11 protein-coding genes are annotated in these 14,181 nt (G+C 53.2%); 10 read left to right on the forward strand and 1 reads right to left on the reverse strand.

Annotated elements, in window-relative coordinates; all coding sequences use genetic code 11:
- The first annotated feature begins 128 nt into the window (after positions 1–128).
- From Ga0123461_RS04035 to Ga0123461_RS04055, 5 genes are read left to right on the forward strand one after another with little or no spacing between them, the layout of a single operon-like run.
- A complete protein-coding gene (locus Ga0123461_RS04035; protein ID WP_232710417.1) occupies positions 129–884 on the forward strand; it encodes a TetR/AcrR family transcriptional regulator in 756 nt (251 codons plus the stop codon).
- Positions 809–2,377, forward strand: coding sequence for an efflux transporter outer membrane subunit (locus Ga0123461_RS04040; protein WP_198507117.1), 1,569 nt, complete (start codon positions 809–811; stop codon positions 2,375–2,377). Before Ga0123461_RS04035 ends, Ga0123461_RS04040 begins: the two co-directional genes overlap by 76 nt.
- Complete coding sequence (locus Ga0123461_RS04045; protein ID WP_198507118.1) at positions 2,374–3,501, forward strand: efflux RND transporter periplasmic adaptor subunit; 1,128 nt, start codon at positions 2,374–2,376, stop codon at positions 3,499–3,501. Before Ga0123461_RS04040 ends, Ga0123461_RS04045 begins: the two co-directional genes overlap by 4 nt.
- Before the next feature lies 1 nt (position 3,502).
- Positions 3,503–6,580 (forward strand): efflux RND transporter permease subunit, encoded by a 3,078-nt coding sequence (locus Ga0123461_RS04050; protein ID WP_100277152.1) that lies wholly within the window; start codon positions 3,503–3,505, stop codon positions 6,578–6,580.
- The gene (locus Ga0123461_RS04055; protein WP_100277153.1) at positions 6,577–7,485 is read left to right on the forward strand and encodes an adenylate/guanylate cyclase domain-containing protein; all 909 of its coding nucleotides are present in this window, start codon (positions 6,577–6,579) and stop codon (positions 7,483–7,485) included. The genes Ga0123461_RS04050 and Ga0123461_RS04055 overlap by 4 nt, the downstream gene beginning before the upstream one ends.
- A gap of 127 nt (positions 7,486–7,612) precedes the next feature.
- Here Ga0123461_RS04055 and Ga0123461_RS04060 read toward each other — a convergent pair whose 3' ends face one another.
- The gene (locus Ga0123461_RS04060; protein WP_100277154.1) at positions 7,613–8,077 is read right to left on the reverse strand and encodes a L,D-transpeptidase; all 465 of its coding nucleotides are present in this window, start codon (positions 8,075–8,077) and stop codon (positions 7,613–7,615) included.
- Positions 8,078–8,190: 113 nt separating this feature from the next.
- Here Ga0123461_RS04060 and hrcA point away from each other — a divergent pair, with 113 nt between their 5' ends.
- From hrcA to dapB, 5 genes are all read left to right on the forward strand, one after another.
- Entirely contained in the window at positions 8,191–9,222 is a 1,032-nt protein-coding gene (gene hrcA, locus Ga0123461_RS04065; protein ID WP_157819216.1) for a heat-inducible transcriptional repressor HrcA, read from the forward strand.
- A 30-nt stretch (positions 9,223–9,252) separates the two neighbouring features.
- Positions 9,253–9,801 carry a nucleotide exchange factor GrpE gene (locus Ga0123461_RS04070; protein WP_100277156.1) on the forward strand — a complete coding sequence of 183 codons (549 nt, stop codon included), beginning with the start codon at positions 9,253–9,255 and terminating at the stop codon, positions 9,799–9,801.
- Between the two features lie 184 nt (positions 9,802–9,985).
- A complete protein-coding gene (gene dnaK / locus Ga0123461_RS04075; protein WP_100277157.1) occupies positions 9,986–11,911 on the forward strand; it encodes a molecular chaperone DnaK in 1,926 nt (641 codons plus the stop codon).
- 160 nt (positions 11,912–12,071) lie between these two features.
- Complete coding sequence (dnaJ, locus tag Ga0123461_RS04080; RefSeq protein ID WP_100277158.1) at positions 12,072–13,217, forward strand: molecular chaperone DnaJ; 1,146 nt, start codon at positions 12,072–12,074, stop codon at positions 13,215–13,217.
- On the forward strand, positions 13,217–14,026 hold the full coding sequence (dapB, locus tag Ga0123461_RS04085) for a 4-hydroxy-tetrahydrodipicolinate reductase (RefSeq protein ID WP_100278673.1): 810 nt from the start codon (positions 13,217–13,219) through the stop codon (positions 14,024–14,026). Before dnaJ ends, dapB begins: the two co-directional genes overlap by 1 nt.
- Positions 14,027–14,181: the final 155 nt, after the last annotated feature.

Below are 14,181 nucleotides of genomic sequence, written 5' to 3' on the forward strand. Positions count from 1 at the left end.
AGCCATTCAGAGTAAAACAAGCACCAAATACCCTCTAAAATATAATACTCAGAAAAAAATAATGGTTGATGTATCGAGGAGCATTCGATTATTGTTCGAACATTATTCGTTTTTATGGCGAGGTGAGTATGCAACGGCGAGAGAAGCGTGAACTGCGCGAAAAAGAGATTGTTGAGAAAACGATCAGGTTGTTGTCACAGCGCGGCTTTCTCGACCTGCGCATGGCCGATATAGCCAAAGAAACGAAATATTCGATGGGCACCATCTACTCTCACTTTGAGAGCAAAGAGGATCTTCTAGTCGCCTGTGCGCATGCACTTATTGTCGAGCACAAGGTGCTGTTTAACGCCATCGCCAGTCAGCCCATCTCTGCCATTGAGAAGATCATCACTACCGCCCAGTGCAGCTGGCAGATCTCTATGCGCCACCCCGATCTGATCGAAATTGATAATCTCTCACTGATGCCTTCAGTCTGGCGCAGGGCTACGCAACAGAGGGCCAATGAGCTGAATCAACTGCATGTTGAGCTGGCGCAGCTGTTTCTCGGTCTCGTGCTTGAGGCGATTGAGAAGAGCCTGAATGGTTATGAAGAGCTGGATCAGCCCCAGATTGAGCAGCTGGCGCATTACCTTACCCACGGCATGTGGGGTTTATGCGTGGGCCTATCCAGTACCGCCCAGTCAGGTTATGCCAGCACTCTCTGCCCGGATAGCGGTGATGAGAGTGACACCTACTTCGCCACCAACTATAGCAATTTCCTCAAGGGCTATGGCTGGCAGGAGGAGAATCCAGACGTAGTCTTTGAGCAGTGCAAAAACATAGCTCAACAGTGCATGGATCAGACCATCTGGTTCTCAAACAGCAGCAGGGAGCAGCAGTCGTGAGGGCGATGCCGCGTAATGTATTCACCCCCGTCGTTCTCTCTTTAATGATAAGCGGCTGCGCAGTCGGGCCTGATTTTTCATCCCCGGAAGCACCTAAGGTGACGGCTTATTCCAATGAGTATCCCGAAGGAGAACCGGCTGGCACATCAGCCCAACCAAAACTGAAAGAGGCCGAGTCGATTCCAGCACTCTGGTGGCAGCTGTTTGAATCAGAAGAGCTAGAGCAGCTGGTTGCGCTTGGCCTGCAGCAGAGTCCGACCCTTGCTGCTGCAAAAGCCCGGCTGAAAGCTACAGAGGAGACATTCAGTGCGGATCAATCCTCGATTCTCTTCCCGGCTGTTGATGCGAGTCTGAATAGCTCACGCCAGAAGATATCCGGCGCAACCTTTGGTAATGTCGGCAACGGCAGTCTGTTTACCGTGCACAATGCTTCTGTGGGTGTCAGTTATTCGCTTGATCTGTTTGGTGGCGGACAACGGTATCTGGAGTATGGATTGGCTCAGGTAGAGTTTGAGCGGTTTCAGATGCAGGCTGCTCGCATCACACTGGCTTCCAATATTGTCACGACCGCGATTAACGAGGCATCACTGCGGCAGCAGATCATAGCGCTGCAGGAGATCATCACTGCAGAGGAAGAGCAGCTTAAAGTGGCCGAGCTGCAGTTTGAGATCGGTGTGATGGCCAAAGCGGATCTGTTAAGTCAGCGCACCGCCATGGCTCAGGCTCGTACCCAGCTACCAGCCCTGCAGAAGGCACTGGCGCAGAGCCGCCATCAATTGGCGACATTGACCGGAAGATTGCCGGGAGAGGTGACACTTCCTCAGTTCAAGCTTGGTGCATTGACCATGCCGCAAGAGATTCCGCTGACACTACCTTCCAAATTGACCCGTCAGCGTCCGGATGTGCGCGCTGCAGAAGCGGCACTGCATCAGGCTAGTGCTCAGGTAGGTATAGCTACGGCCAACCTCTATCCCAACATCAATCTCTCCGGAAGTTATGGTACAGAAGCTGTGAAGTTCGGTGGCCTGTTCACTGCCGGAACCACAATCTGGGGGTTGGGAGCTGGTGTTCTTCAACCACTGTTCAGAGGCGGGGAACTACATGCCAGAAAACGGGCTGCGGTTGCGAAATTTGAACAGGCCGCTGCCGAGTACCGCGCCAGTGTGCTCGGTGCATTTCAGGATGTGGCAGATGCACTGTTAGCACTGGAGATGGATGGCAGGCAGCTGGAGCTGCAGAAGCAGTCGGAGCAGATGGCATCAGAGACACTGAAACTGGTGAATCTGCAGCATGAGCAGGGGGCAGTAAGTTTCCTCACCCTGCTCAATGCCCAGCAGCAGTATCAGCAGTCACGCATCAGCCTGATTCAGGCGCGTGCAACCCTCTACGCAGACACAGCAGCACTGATGCATGCACTCGGAGGCGGCTGGTGGAACCCACAGGGTGATCACTCCGCCCAGACAGATAAGAACAATTCGGAGAAACAGCTATGAAAAAACGCATGATTTGGATGGTGGCTATCGTCGGTTTCGTATTTGCAGCGATTATCGGCTATCAGATGTTTGTTGCCAGCATGATGAAACAGTTTCTGGCCTCCAATGCCCAGCCGCCAGCAACAGTGACCGCTACGCAGGTGAAAGCTGAAGAGTGGCAGCCACAGTTGGCGTCGGTGGGCACATTGCGAGCGATTCAGGGGGTGGAGATCAGTGCCGAGATTGCAGGTCTGGTCAAAAAAGTTCATTTCAAATCGGGTGATGAGGTGAAAAAGGGCGATCTTCTGCTCGAGATGAACAGTGATGAAGAGGCTGCACAGCTGCTGGCACTGAAGGCCAACCGAAAACTGGCTGAGATCAACCTCAAACGTGATGAACAGCAGTTCAAGGTACATGCCATCAGCAACTCCAAGCTGGATGCATCCAGAGCAGAGCTGAGCAGTAGGCGTGCAGCGGAGCAGCAGCAGCAGGCGATCATTGATAAAAAACGGATTCGTGCCCCCTTTGATGGACGCCTCGGAATTACTCAGATCAATGAGGGCCAGTATCTGAATCCTGCAGAGCACATTGTTACGTTGCAGGACGGCCGGGCCCTCTATATCGACTTCAGTATGCCACAGAAATATGTGACGCAATTGCAGAAGGGGCAGACCATAAGCGTTGCTACAGGCAACGGTGCGCAGGCGATCAGCGGAACGATTTCCACCATTAACAGCGTCGTGGATAACAGTACGCGTAATGTACAGGTCGAAGGGTTGATTGATAACAGTGACGGCAAGCTGCTGCCCGGCATGTTTGTGAATGTGAACATTGATGTTGGAGCACCGCAAAACCTGCTGACCCTGCCGCAGACCGCAATCAGCTTTAACGCTTACGGCTCTACCCTTTTTGTGGCCAGAGATGAGCAGGGCGCTGAAGAGGGTAAAACCCAACTGGTGGCGCAGCAGCTGTTTGTCAAAACCGGTGACAAACGCGGTGATCAGGTGGCAATTCTTGAGGGGCTGAAAGAGGGCGATACAGTGGTCACCTCCGGTCAGCTGAAGCTGAAGAATGGTACGCCACTGATTATTAATAATGCGGTGTTGCCCGCCAATGAGTCGGCACCAACACCGCAGGAGAAGTAGGGTGCGCTATACCGATATCTTTATCCGCAAACCGGTGCTGGCGACCACCATCAGCCTGTTGCTGCTGGTGCTGGGTATGCAGGCGATCATGAACATGTCGATTCGCCAGTATCCTGAAACGCAGAATGCCGTGGTGACAGTGAGCACGGTCTATTACGGTGCTGATGCAGAGACCATTTCAGGTTTTATTACCCAGCCGTTGGAGACTGCCATTGCGCAGGCTGAAGGGATCGATTATCTCTCATCAGTCAGTGTCAGTGGTGCCTCAACGATCAGTGCCACGCTGCGCCTGAATCACGACTCCAATCGCGCTCTAACCGATATCAATGCCAAGGTGAATGCTGTGCTTAATCAGCTACCTGCCGAGGCGCAGCAGCCGGTACTCACCGTGCAGGTGGGTGAAACGATTGATTCGATGTACATGGGTTTCTTCAGTGATGTATTGCCTAATAACAATGTCACCGACTACCTGTTGCGGGTGGTTAAACCACAACTGGATGGTATTGAGGGTGTGCAGCGTGCCGAAATTATCGGTGCGCGCCAGTTTGCCCTGCGCGCCTGGCTGGATCCGGCGCGTATGGCCGCCTACGGCATCTCAGCTACTGAGGTTTATGGGGCACTGGCTGCCAACAACTATCTGGCAGCTCTTGGCAGCAGTAAGGGGCAGATGGTCAGTGTTGATCTGAATGCCGCGACCAGCCTGCACTCGGTGGAGGAGTTCAAGCGACTGGCGATACGAGAGAAGAATGGCGCGATTGTACGGCTGGAGGATATCGCCAATGTCGTGTTGGGAGCCGAAGACTATAATTTGGCTACAGCCTTTGATGGCGACAAATCTGTATTTGTTGGCATCAAGGTGGCGCCGGATGCCAATGTGCTGGAAGTGGTTCAGCGTGTACGTGATGCATTCCCGGCTATTCAGGGGCAGATGCCCAACGGATTGAGCGGCAAGATTGTTTATGACGGCACTAAATTTATTGAGAGCTCGATTGATGAGGTGATCAAAACCCTGTTTGAGGCACTACTGATTGTAGCACTGGTGGTGTTTATCTTTCTGGGTAACTGGCGGGCCGTGGTAGTACCGCTGGTGGCTATTCCACTCTCACTGATTGGTGCATTTTTTATGATGCAGATGCTGGGTTACACCATCAATCTGCTTACCCTGCTCTCACTGGTACTGGCCATCGGGTTAGTGGTGGATGATGCCATTATTATTGTCGAGAACGTTGATCGACATATGCATGATGAGGGTAAAAGCCCGTTTGAAGCGGCGATTATGGCGGCGCGTGAGCTGGGTGGTCCGATTATCGCCATGACCGTCGTGCTCATTGCTGCCTATGTACCGATTGGTTTTCAGGGTGGTTTGACCGGCGCACTGTTTACCGAGTTCGCCTTCACCCTGGCCGGTGCGGTGACCATTTCAGGTATCGTGGCTTTGACACTCTCTCCGATGATGACCTCCAAACTGTTCAGGCCCAATCAACAGGAGTCCGGACTGGTGGAATTTATCAACCGTCAGTTCTCACGCCTGCATGCTGCTTATCAGCGTCGCCTGACCGGTACGCTGGAGACCTGGCCGGTGATGGTCGTGATGGGCGGGCTACTGCTGGTTGGTGTGGTCTATCTCTTTGCCACCTCCAAGGCTGAGCTGGCACCGGAAGAGGATCAGGGTATTGTCATGGCGCATGTGGTGGGTGCACCCAATGCCACTGCGCAGCAGATGGGCGTCTATGCCGATCAGGCCTATAAACTGGCGCGTGATCTGCCCGAATATGATCAGATGTTCCAGCTTACCGGTATTCCAACAACGAATCAGGGTATGGGTGGTGTGCTGTTTAAACCGTGGGATGAGCGGGATCGCAGTGCAGCTGAACTACAGCAGGTGCTGCAGCAGCGCTGGAGCACGATTGCTGGTGCGCGAGTGGCGGCCTTCCAGTTCCCCGCGCTACCCGGTTCAGGAGGTCTGCCGCTGCAGTTTGTGATCAAAACGACTGAGTCCTTTGAGAACCTGAATGAGATTGTCGGCAAGGTGCTGGCCAAAGCGCAGGCCAGTGGCATGTTCTTCTTTATCGATTCTGATCTGAAAATCGATAAACCGCAGAGCACGCTGGTGGTGGATCGTGATATGGCAACCGATCTGGGGTTGACCCAGCAGGATATCGGTGCCGCCCTTGGTGCTGCCCTTGGTGGTGGATATGTGAACTACTTCGCCATCGGTGGCCGCTCTTACCGGGTGATGCCGCAAGTGGCACAGGAGCACAGGCTGAATCCCGAGCAGGTGCTGGATTACCATATTCGCATCCCATCCGGTGAGATGATCGCCGCCTCTACATTTGCCTCGATCACCCATGAGGTGGTGCCGGAATCGATCAACCGTTTTCAGCAGCTCAATTCAGCTACCATTTCCGGTGTCTATGCGCCAGGTGTCTCACAGCAGCAGGTGCTCTCGTTTATGCAGCAGGCGCTTAATGAGGCTGCACCGGCCGGCTATAACCCCGATTATGCAGGCCCGTCACGCCAGTATATGCAGGAGTCCGGCGGATTTGTTTTCACCATGCTGTTTGCTATTGTGATTGTCTTTCTAGCCCTCTCTATCCAGTTCAACAGTTTCCGTGATCCACTGGTGATTCTGGTCTCTGTACCGCTGGCACTGCTCGGTGCTCTGCTGTTTATCAATGTCGGCCTTGCTTCGATCAATATCTATACGCAGGTGGGGCTGGTGACGCTGATGGGATTGATCAGTAAACACGGCATTCTGATGGTGCAGTTCGCCAATGAGTTGCAGCTGCAGGGGCGCTCGAAACTTGATGCCATTATTGAGGCTTCATCTGTGCGTCTGCGTCCGATCCTGATGACTACCGCAGCCATGGTGCTGGGTGTGTTGCCACTGGTCATGGCCAGTGGTGCCGGTGCGGCAGGTCGCTACTCGATGGGGCTGGTGATCTTTACCGGCCTCTCTATCGGGACCCTGTTTACCCTGTTTGTGGTGCCTGCGGTCTACGTGCTGCTGGCCAAAGATCGCACGGCTGAGGTGGTGAGCAGTGAAGAGGAGTTAAATCTTGCGGAGAAACTGGCATGAGCCATATCTATTCGGAGAGTGACCAAAAGCGTATTGAAGTCGCGGAGAGGGAGACGATTCTAGCCTCATCGCTGAAATCGGGCATCAAACATACACACGCCTGTGGTGGCAATGCGCGCTGCTCTACCTGCAGGGTGCATGTGGTTGAAGGGCTGGAGCATTGTGAGCCGCGAAACAGTGCCGAAGAGAAGATGAAAGATCTGCTGCGCTTTCCTGATGATATCCGGCTTGCCTGTCAGACCAGAATCAGTGGCGATATTAAAATCCGTCGCCTGGTCGTTGATGATCTGGATGCTCAAATTATCAACGATCAGCTGGCCAGCCATGATGAGAACTCACTGGGTCGGGAAAAAGATATTGCTGTGCTGTTTACCGATCTGGCCAACTACACCGAATTTGCCGAATCACTTCCTGCTTATGATGTGGTGCATGTGCTCAATCGCTACTACATGACGATGAACGAAATCGTGACCAGACATGGCGGCGTGATCAGTGATGTGGCCGGCGATGGTATGTTGATTCTGTTTGGTGCCTGCAAGAAAGAGGATGGCCTGGTGATCGATGCGATCCGTACCGTGCAGGCGATGCGTAAGGAGTTGAAGCATTTTAACGAATATCTGGAGAGTATGTACGGCCGTTCATTCGGTTTGCGGGCGGGTATCCATTATGGATCGGCCATTATTGGTCATTTTAGCACAGGCTCGATGAGTAAAGTCGCGGCAATTGGTGATACAGTTAATTTGGCTAGCAGGATCGAACAGGCGAACAAACAGTTTGGCTCCCAGCTTCTGATTTCAGAATCAGCATATGAACATGTAAGCAAACATGTAAAAACATCTGGATCACATAGTTGTCAACTCAAAGGGAAGAGTGGCATTTATACCTTATATGAAGTTGAAGTATAGCCGGCTCCTTTCGTTATACGTGAATGGCCCTAATGGCCAGAAGCATTAGTAATCTGGCTGGCGAATGTATCAATGCTGAAGCGATTTAGTACTGAGGGATAGGGGTATTGGAAAGCCCTGACTGCCTTCAGTTCTCTATTCGGACAGGTTCTCCGACAGCGACATGCTCAAATAGCTCCAGCATATCCTCGTTTTTCATGCGGATGCAGCCGTGAGAGGCGGGGGAGCCGATCTTATCCTCTTCATGGGTGCCGTGAATGTAGATGTAACGGCGATATGTATCAACCTTGCCACGGCGGTTCTTGCCTGTTTCACAGCCTGTCAACCAGAGGATGCGGGTGAGAATCCAATCTTTCTTCGGGTCATCGTGTTCAGGGTCATAAATGCAGAACGGTTCGCGTGCCCTGAAGGCAGTCATTAGCGGAAGGTGATCCCCGATCTTTTCTGCAATCCGATGTTTGCCCAGTGGTGTCTGGAAGCTACCTGAAAGGTTGCCCACACCGTTGCTCGCTGTTGAAACAGGATAGGCGTACCAGACGCCGGTTTTGTGGCGGTGATATAACATCTGTTCTGATACGGAAACGATGATCATGGCGTGAGTGTAACGTGATTGTATGGAGAGTTCACTGCCACTATTGGATTGTCACTGGCAGTCGCTTCGCTAGAGTGCCAGACCTCAATGACTTCTATGGCACTTACATACCGATGAAAGACAGACACGAACATATACTTGGTGAAGTGGTGCGAGCCTATCTCAACACGGGGCAGCCTGTCGGATCACGCACCCTCTCCGAGCAGGGGGAACTTGGGTTAAGCCCGGCATCAATCCGCAATGTGATGGCGGAGCTTGAACGGCAGGGGCTGCTTGCTTCTCCGCATACATCTGCCGGGCGCGTGCCGACTGATATCGGGCTGCGCTATTTCGTTGATTCACTGATGGCAGTCGACCCTGAAGTGAACAAGCAGCTTGAAAACTCAGTGGCTGGCCACCTCTCCAGTACGCCTGAACGTAACATCCTGTTGAAAAGAGCCACCGACGAATTGGCAAACCTCACCCATTTTGCAGGCATGGTGTGGGTTCGAGAGCAGGGATTTAACCGTATCAACAGGATTGAGCTGGTGCCTGTCTCATCAGAAAAGCTGCTGGCAGTGATTGTCACCGATTCGGGTGAGGTGCAGAACCGCCTGATCGCACGCCCCAGGAATTTCAGTGACGTGGCTTTGCACGAAATCTCGGTGCGGCTGAATGAACTTCTGTCCGGCTGTAACCTGGAAGAGGTAAGGCTACGGCTGCAGCGGGAGATGGAATCAGACCGGCTCAGGGTGCGTCATCTGCTTGGGGACTTGAAACGCTGGGCGGATGCCCCTACAGAGGGACAGACGGACATGTTTGTCAGTGGTCAGCGCCAGCTTCTTGAGATGCCGGAGTTTGCCGTGGTGGACACGATTCGCTCGTTGATGAGTGCGATCGAAGACCGGCAGCAGCTTCTTCACCTAGTTGAGCAGGTTGAGCGTGAGGAGAGCGGTGTAAAGGTGTTTATCGGCAGCGAACACGCGCTGGTGAATATGGAGCAGGTTTCGGTGGTGCTGTCGCGCTACGAGGGGCCAGCCAATATAGTCGGTACCCTCGGTGTGATTGGGCCAAGGCGCATGCATTATGAGCGGGTGATGCCGATCGTGGATTGTACGGCCAAGTGGGTGAGCAGAATGCTCTCCGGTGGTTTGTACGCTAAATAGTTAATAACAGCTGGATAGAAGGAGCTTACAGTGATTGGAAAGAAGAAAAAGAAGGCTGAAGAGAAGGCCCCGCAGGAAGAGATCATTCAGCTGGATGAGAATGGCGATGAAGTAATCATTGAGCCTGAGGTTGATCCACTGGAAGCAGCGCAGGCGGAGATCGCCGAGCTGAAAGACAAAGTGCTTCGCACCCATGCCGAGATGGAGAACCTGCGTAAGCGTACGCAGCGTGAAATCGCCGATGCACACAAGTTCGGCGTTGAGAAGTTTGCCACATCTCTTCTGGATGTGATGGATAACCTGGAACGTGCACTGGCCGTGGAAGAGGGCAATGAAGCGGCATTTCGCGAGGGTGTTAAGCTGACACTCAACAGCTGGCACGAGATGATGGGCCGCTTTGAAGTCAAACGTATTGATGCCGTCGGTGAAGCATTTGATCCGCACTTTCATGAGGCGCTCTCGCAGATGCCGAGCGAAGAGCCTGCTGGCATGGTGATTGCCCAGCATGTGGCCGGCTATACGCTTCATGGGCGCCTTATTCGCCCGGCCAAGGTGCTGGTCTCCAGTGGCCCGGCTTAAGCCAGTAATATTTACCATCGAAGTTTACGAAGAATAAGAGAGTGTGACTTTTCTTCGTGCTCCTCGTGCGCGCGGCAGAAAAAAAATCAACTTGAGGGGTTGAAAGTGAAAATGTCACCCCCCATAAACAGCTCAAGAGAGTTTTTAACATCAGTTTTTAACGTATAATCAGGAGCAGGAAAACATGGCAAAAGTAATTGGAATTGACCTCGGTACCACCAACTCGTGTGTAGCCGTTATGGAAGGCGATAAAGCCAAGGTAATTGCTAACAGTGAAGGTGATAACACCACCCCATCTGTTGTGGCATTTGCCAACGATGAGCGTCTGGTTGGCGCATCGGCCAAGCGTCAGATGGTTACCAATCCGGATAAAACATTCTATGCGGTAAAACGTCTAATCGGTCGTAAATTCGATTCGAAAGAGGCGAAACATCACCACGACCTGGTCTCCTACCCGCTGGTGGCCGCCGATAACGGCGATGCATGGCTGGAAGTTGATGGCAAGAAGATGAGCCCGCAGGAGATCTCTGCGATCACGCTGCAGAAGATGAAGAAGACAGCGGAAGACTATCTGGGTGAGTCCGTGACAGATGCGGTAATCACCGTTCCTGCTTACTTCAATGATTCCCAGCGTCAGGCTACCAAAGACGCCGGCGCAATTGCCGGGCTGAACGTACTGCGTATCGTCAATGAGCCAACTGCAGCAGCACTGGCCTACGGCCTGGATAAAACCGAAGAGAATCACCTGATCGCCGTATACGACCTGGGTGGCGGCACCTTCGATATCTCGATCCTTGAGATAGGCGATGGCGTATTTGAAGTGAAGGCAACCAACGGTGATACCTTCCTCGGTGGTGAAGATTTCGATCAGGTGCTGATCAAGTATCTGGCGGCTGAGTTCAAGAAAGAGCATGGCGTTGATCTGATGACTGACAAGCTGGCTCTGCAGCGTCTGAAAGAGGCGGCTGAGAAGGCGAAGATCGAACTCTCCTCCAGCACTCAGACTGAGGTGAACCTGCCGTTCATTACCGCTGATGCATCCGGTCCTAAACATCTTCTGATCAAGCTCTCCCGTGCCAAGTTCGAAAGCCTGGTTGGCGATTTGGTCGCTAGTTCAATCGAGCCTTGTAAGCAGGCGCTGAAGGATGCCGGTGTGAAGGCCGGTGATGTTCACGAAGTAGTGTTGGTCGGCGGTATGACGCGTATGCCACTGGTACAGCAGAAGGTTCAGGAGTTCTTTGGTCGCGAGCCACACAAGGGTGTGAATCCTGATGAAGTGGTAGCCATTGGTGCAGCGATCCAGGGTGCGGTACTGACCGGTGAAGTGACCGACGTACTGTTGCTGGACGTAACCCCGCTCTCACTCGGTATTGAAGTGGAAGGCGGCCTGTTCAACAAGATCATCGAGAAGAACACCACTATCCCGACCAAGAAGAGCCAGACCTACACCACCGCTGCCGATAACCAGACAGCAGTGACCATCAAGGTGGCGCAGGGCGAGCGTGACCTCTTCTCTGCCAACAAGCAGCTGGGCCTGTTTAATCTGGAAGGCATTGCTCCGGCACCGCGCGGTATGCCGCAGATCGAAGTGGCCTTCGATATCGATGCCAATGGTATTATGCATGTGCATGCCAAGGATAAAGGTACCGGTAAAGAGACCTCGATCCGTATCGAGTCTGGTTCCGGCCTTTCCGAGGAAGAGATCGAGCGCATGAAGAAGGATGCTGAGGCCAATGCCGATTCAGACAAGAAACTGAAAGAGCAGATCGAAGCAAAGAACCGTGCCGATGCGCTGGTCTACTCTACTGAGAAGTCACTAAAAGAGCATGGTGACAAGGTAGATGAAGCCACACGCAAAGAGATCGAAGGTGCACTCGAGGAGCTGAAGAAGGCTATCGAGGGTGGCGATACCGACACCATCACAGCTGCCGAAACCAAGCTTGCCGAGAAGGCGCAGAAGCTGGGTGAAGCGATCTACCAGGATATGCAGAAGGAGCAGGCAGAGGCAGAAGCTGGCGAGTCAGGTGAAGCCGGTGGTGCTAAAGGCGATGATGTGATGGATGCTGAAGTTGTCGATGCTGAAGTTGTGGATGAAAAAGATAAGAAATAACACAGCAGCTTAAAGCTGGTGGGGAGCGGGGCGCTCAGGCGCCTTGCTCCTTTTGTGTTTTGAATCAGGGGCTGAAAGCAGCCCCGCTTAACGTTGAAGTGATTAGGTTTCACAAGCTGAAGTCTAGTTTTAACTGTTTAAACGAACCAAGGGAGTGACAGTGTCCAACCGCGATTATTATGAAGTACTGGGTGTAGCTAAGGATGCGGATGAGAACAGCATCAAGCGGGCCTATCGTAAGCTGGCAATGAAATATCATCCGGATCGCAACCCGGATGATGCTAAGGCAGCGGAAAATTTCCGTGAGGTGACCGAGGCCTACGAAGTACTGACCGATGAAGGCAAACGCAGCCGCTATGATCAATATGGTCATGCAGGTGTGGATGAACAGATGCAGGACTTCTGGGGTCGTGGTGGTGCTCAGGATTCACATGCATTCCGCGATTTTGGCGATATGTTCGGCGATGTCTTTGGTGACATGTTCGGCGGTCGTGGTGGTGGGCGCGCAGCACGCGGTGCAGACCTGCGTTATAACCTGACCATTACCCTTGAAGAGGCGGCCAGTGGTCGTGAAGTCGAGCTGAATATCCCCAGGCACGAAAGTTGTAACACCTGCCATGGAAGCGGTGCGCGTCCAGGCTCAAATCCGGTGCCATGTAACACCTGTGGCGGTCATGGCCAGGTGCAGATGCAACAGGGTTTCTTTGCTGTGCGCCGTACATGCCCAACCTGTCACGGTGCTGGAAAGCGCATCGATTCCCCTTGTCTGAGTTGCGGCGGTGCAGGCCGAACCAAGGTAAACAAGAAGCTGAAGGTGAAGGTGCCTGTCGGTGTTTACGAGGGTGCCCAGGTGCGCGTGGTTGGTGAAGGCGAGGCGGGAGAGCACGGAACACCTTCTGGCGATCTCTACATTGTCATCTCATTGAAGCCGCACAAGATATTCGAACGCGATGGTGCGGACCTCTACTGCACGATGCCGGTTACATTTCCGCAGGCGGCACTGGGTGCGGAGGTTGATGCACCGACGCTGGACGGCAAGATCAAGATCAAGATTCCGGCTGGAACCGAGGGTGCACGCGTATTCCGTTTGCGTGGCCATGGCGTGCCGGATGTGCGCACCGGTGGTCAGAAGGGTGATCTTTATGTGCGTGTTCATATTGCCGTGCCGAAGAAGATGAGCGCCAGGCAGCAGCAGCTATTGCGTGAATTTGCCGATGAGGCGGGAGACGAAATCTATCCTGAGCGTTCCTCATTTCTGGGCAAGGTGAAGGATTTCTGGGAAGATCTCTCTCGAGAGGGTAAATGATGGCTGATATGCGGGTAATTGTAGTGGGCGCTTCCGGGCGCATGGGGCGGATGCTGGTCTCTGCGATCAGTGATGCCAAAGGTGCGGTTCTTGCCGGAGCGACCGAACGCACGGGATCTGCATTTGTCGGCCGTGATGCCGGAGAGTTGGCTGGTATCGAAACACTGGGTGTGAATATCGTTGATGATATTAACAGCTGTTCTGAAGCAGATGTGATTATCGATTTTACCGCACCTGCAGCGACACTAAGCCATGCGGCCTTTGCGGCAAGCCATGACATGGGCATGGTCATCGGCACCACAGGTTTTGAAGCGGCACAGATGGATGAGTTACGGGATATTCTCTCAGGATCACCTGTCGTGATGGCAGCCAATTACTCTGTGGGGGTGAACCTAGCCCTGAGTTTGATTGAGAGAGCGGCTGAAGTGCTGGGCGATGATTACGATGCCGAGATTTTCGAGGCACATCACAGGCACAAGGTGGATGCACCGAGCGGCACAGCGCTGGCGATGGGTCGTGCGCTGGCTGTAGGGCGTTGTGTCTCTTTGGACGATACGGCTGTTTACTCCCGCGAAGGCATTACTGGCGCAAGAAAGCCCGGCTCAATCGGCTTCTCTGTCGTGCGCGGTGGCAATATTGTCGGCGAGCATCAGGCGATGTTTATTGCCGATGAAGAGCGCATTGAGATCAATCATGTGGCATCTGATCGCATGGTTTTTGCCAAGGGTGCGGTGCGTGCAGGCTCATGGCTGATGGCCAAGGATGCCGGCTGGTATGATATGCAGGATGTTCTGAATCTCCGCGATTAGCGGTAAATATTGATAGAGAGCCTGCGACATTTTGCCATATTTCAGTGCTTTAATGTAGGGATTAGGCTTCGCATGTACCAACTCGTATTGCGATGTTTTCTCTCCAAAGACTTCCATCGTTTCAAGCCCGGTCCTGCTCAGGCCGGGCTTTCTTT

It is taken from the genome of Mariprofundus aestuarium (assembly GCF_002795805.1).
Lineage (GTDB): Bacteria > Pseudomonadota > Zetaproteobacteria > Mariprofundales > Mariprofundaceae > Mariprofundus > Mariprofundus aestuarium.

Coding starts and splice junctions, on each gene's coding strand:
- Ga0123461_RS04035 (WP_232710417.1), top strand. CDS start 129: ATGCAACGGCGAGAGAAGCGTGAACTGCGCGAAAAAGAGATTGTTGAG.
- Ga0123461_RS04045 (WP_198507118.1), top strand. CDS start 2,374: ATGAAAAAACGCATGATTTGGATGGTGGCTATCGTCGGTTTCGTATTT.
- Ga0123461_RS04055 (WP_100277153.1), top strand. CDS start 6,577: ATGAGCCATATCTATTCGGAGAGTGACCAAAAGCGTATTGAAGTCGCG.
- Ga0123461_RS04060 (WP_100277154.1), bottom strand. CDS start 8,077: ATGATCATCGTTTCCGTATCAGAACAGATGTTATATCACCGCCACAAA.
- hrcA (WP_157819216.1), top strand. CDS start 8,191: ATGAAAGACAGACACGAACATATACTTGGTGAAGTGGTGCGAGCCTAT.
- dnaK (WP_100277157.1), top strand. CDS start 9,986: ATGGCAAAAGTAATTGGAATTGACCTCGGTACCACCAACTCGTGTGTA.
- dapB (WP_100278673.1), top strand. CDS start 13,217: ATGGCTGATATGCGGGTAATTGTAGTGGGCGCTTCCGGGCGCATGGGG.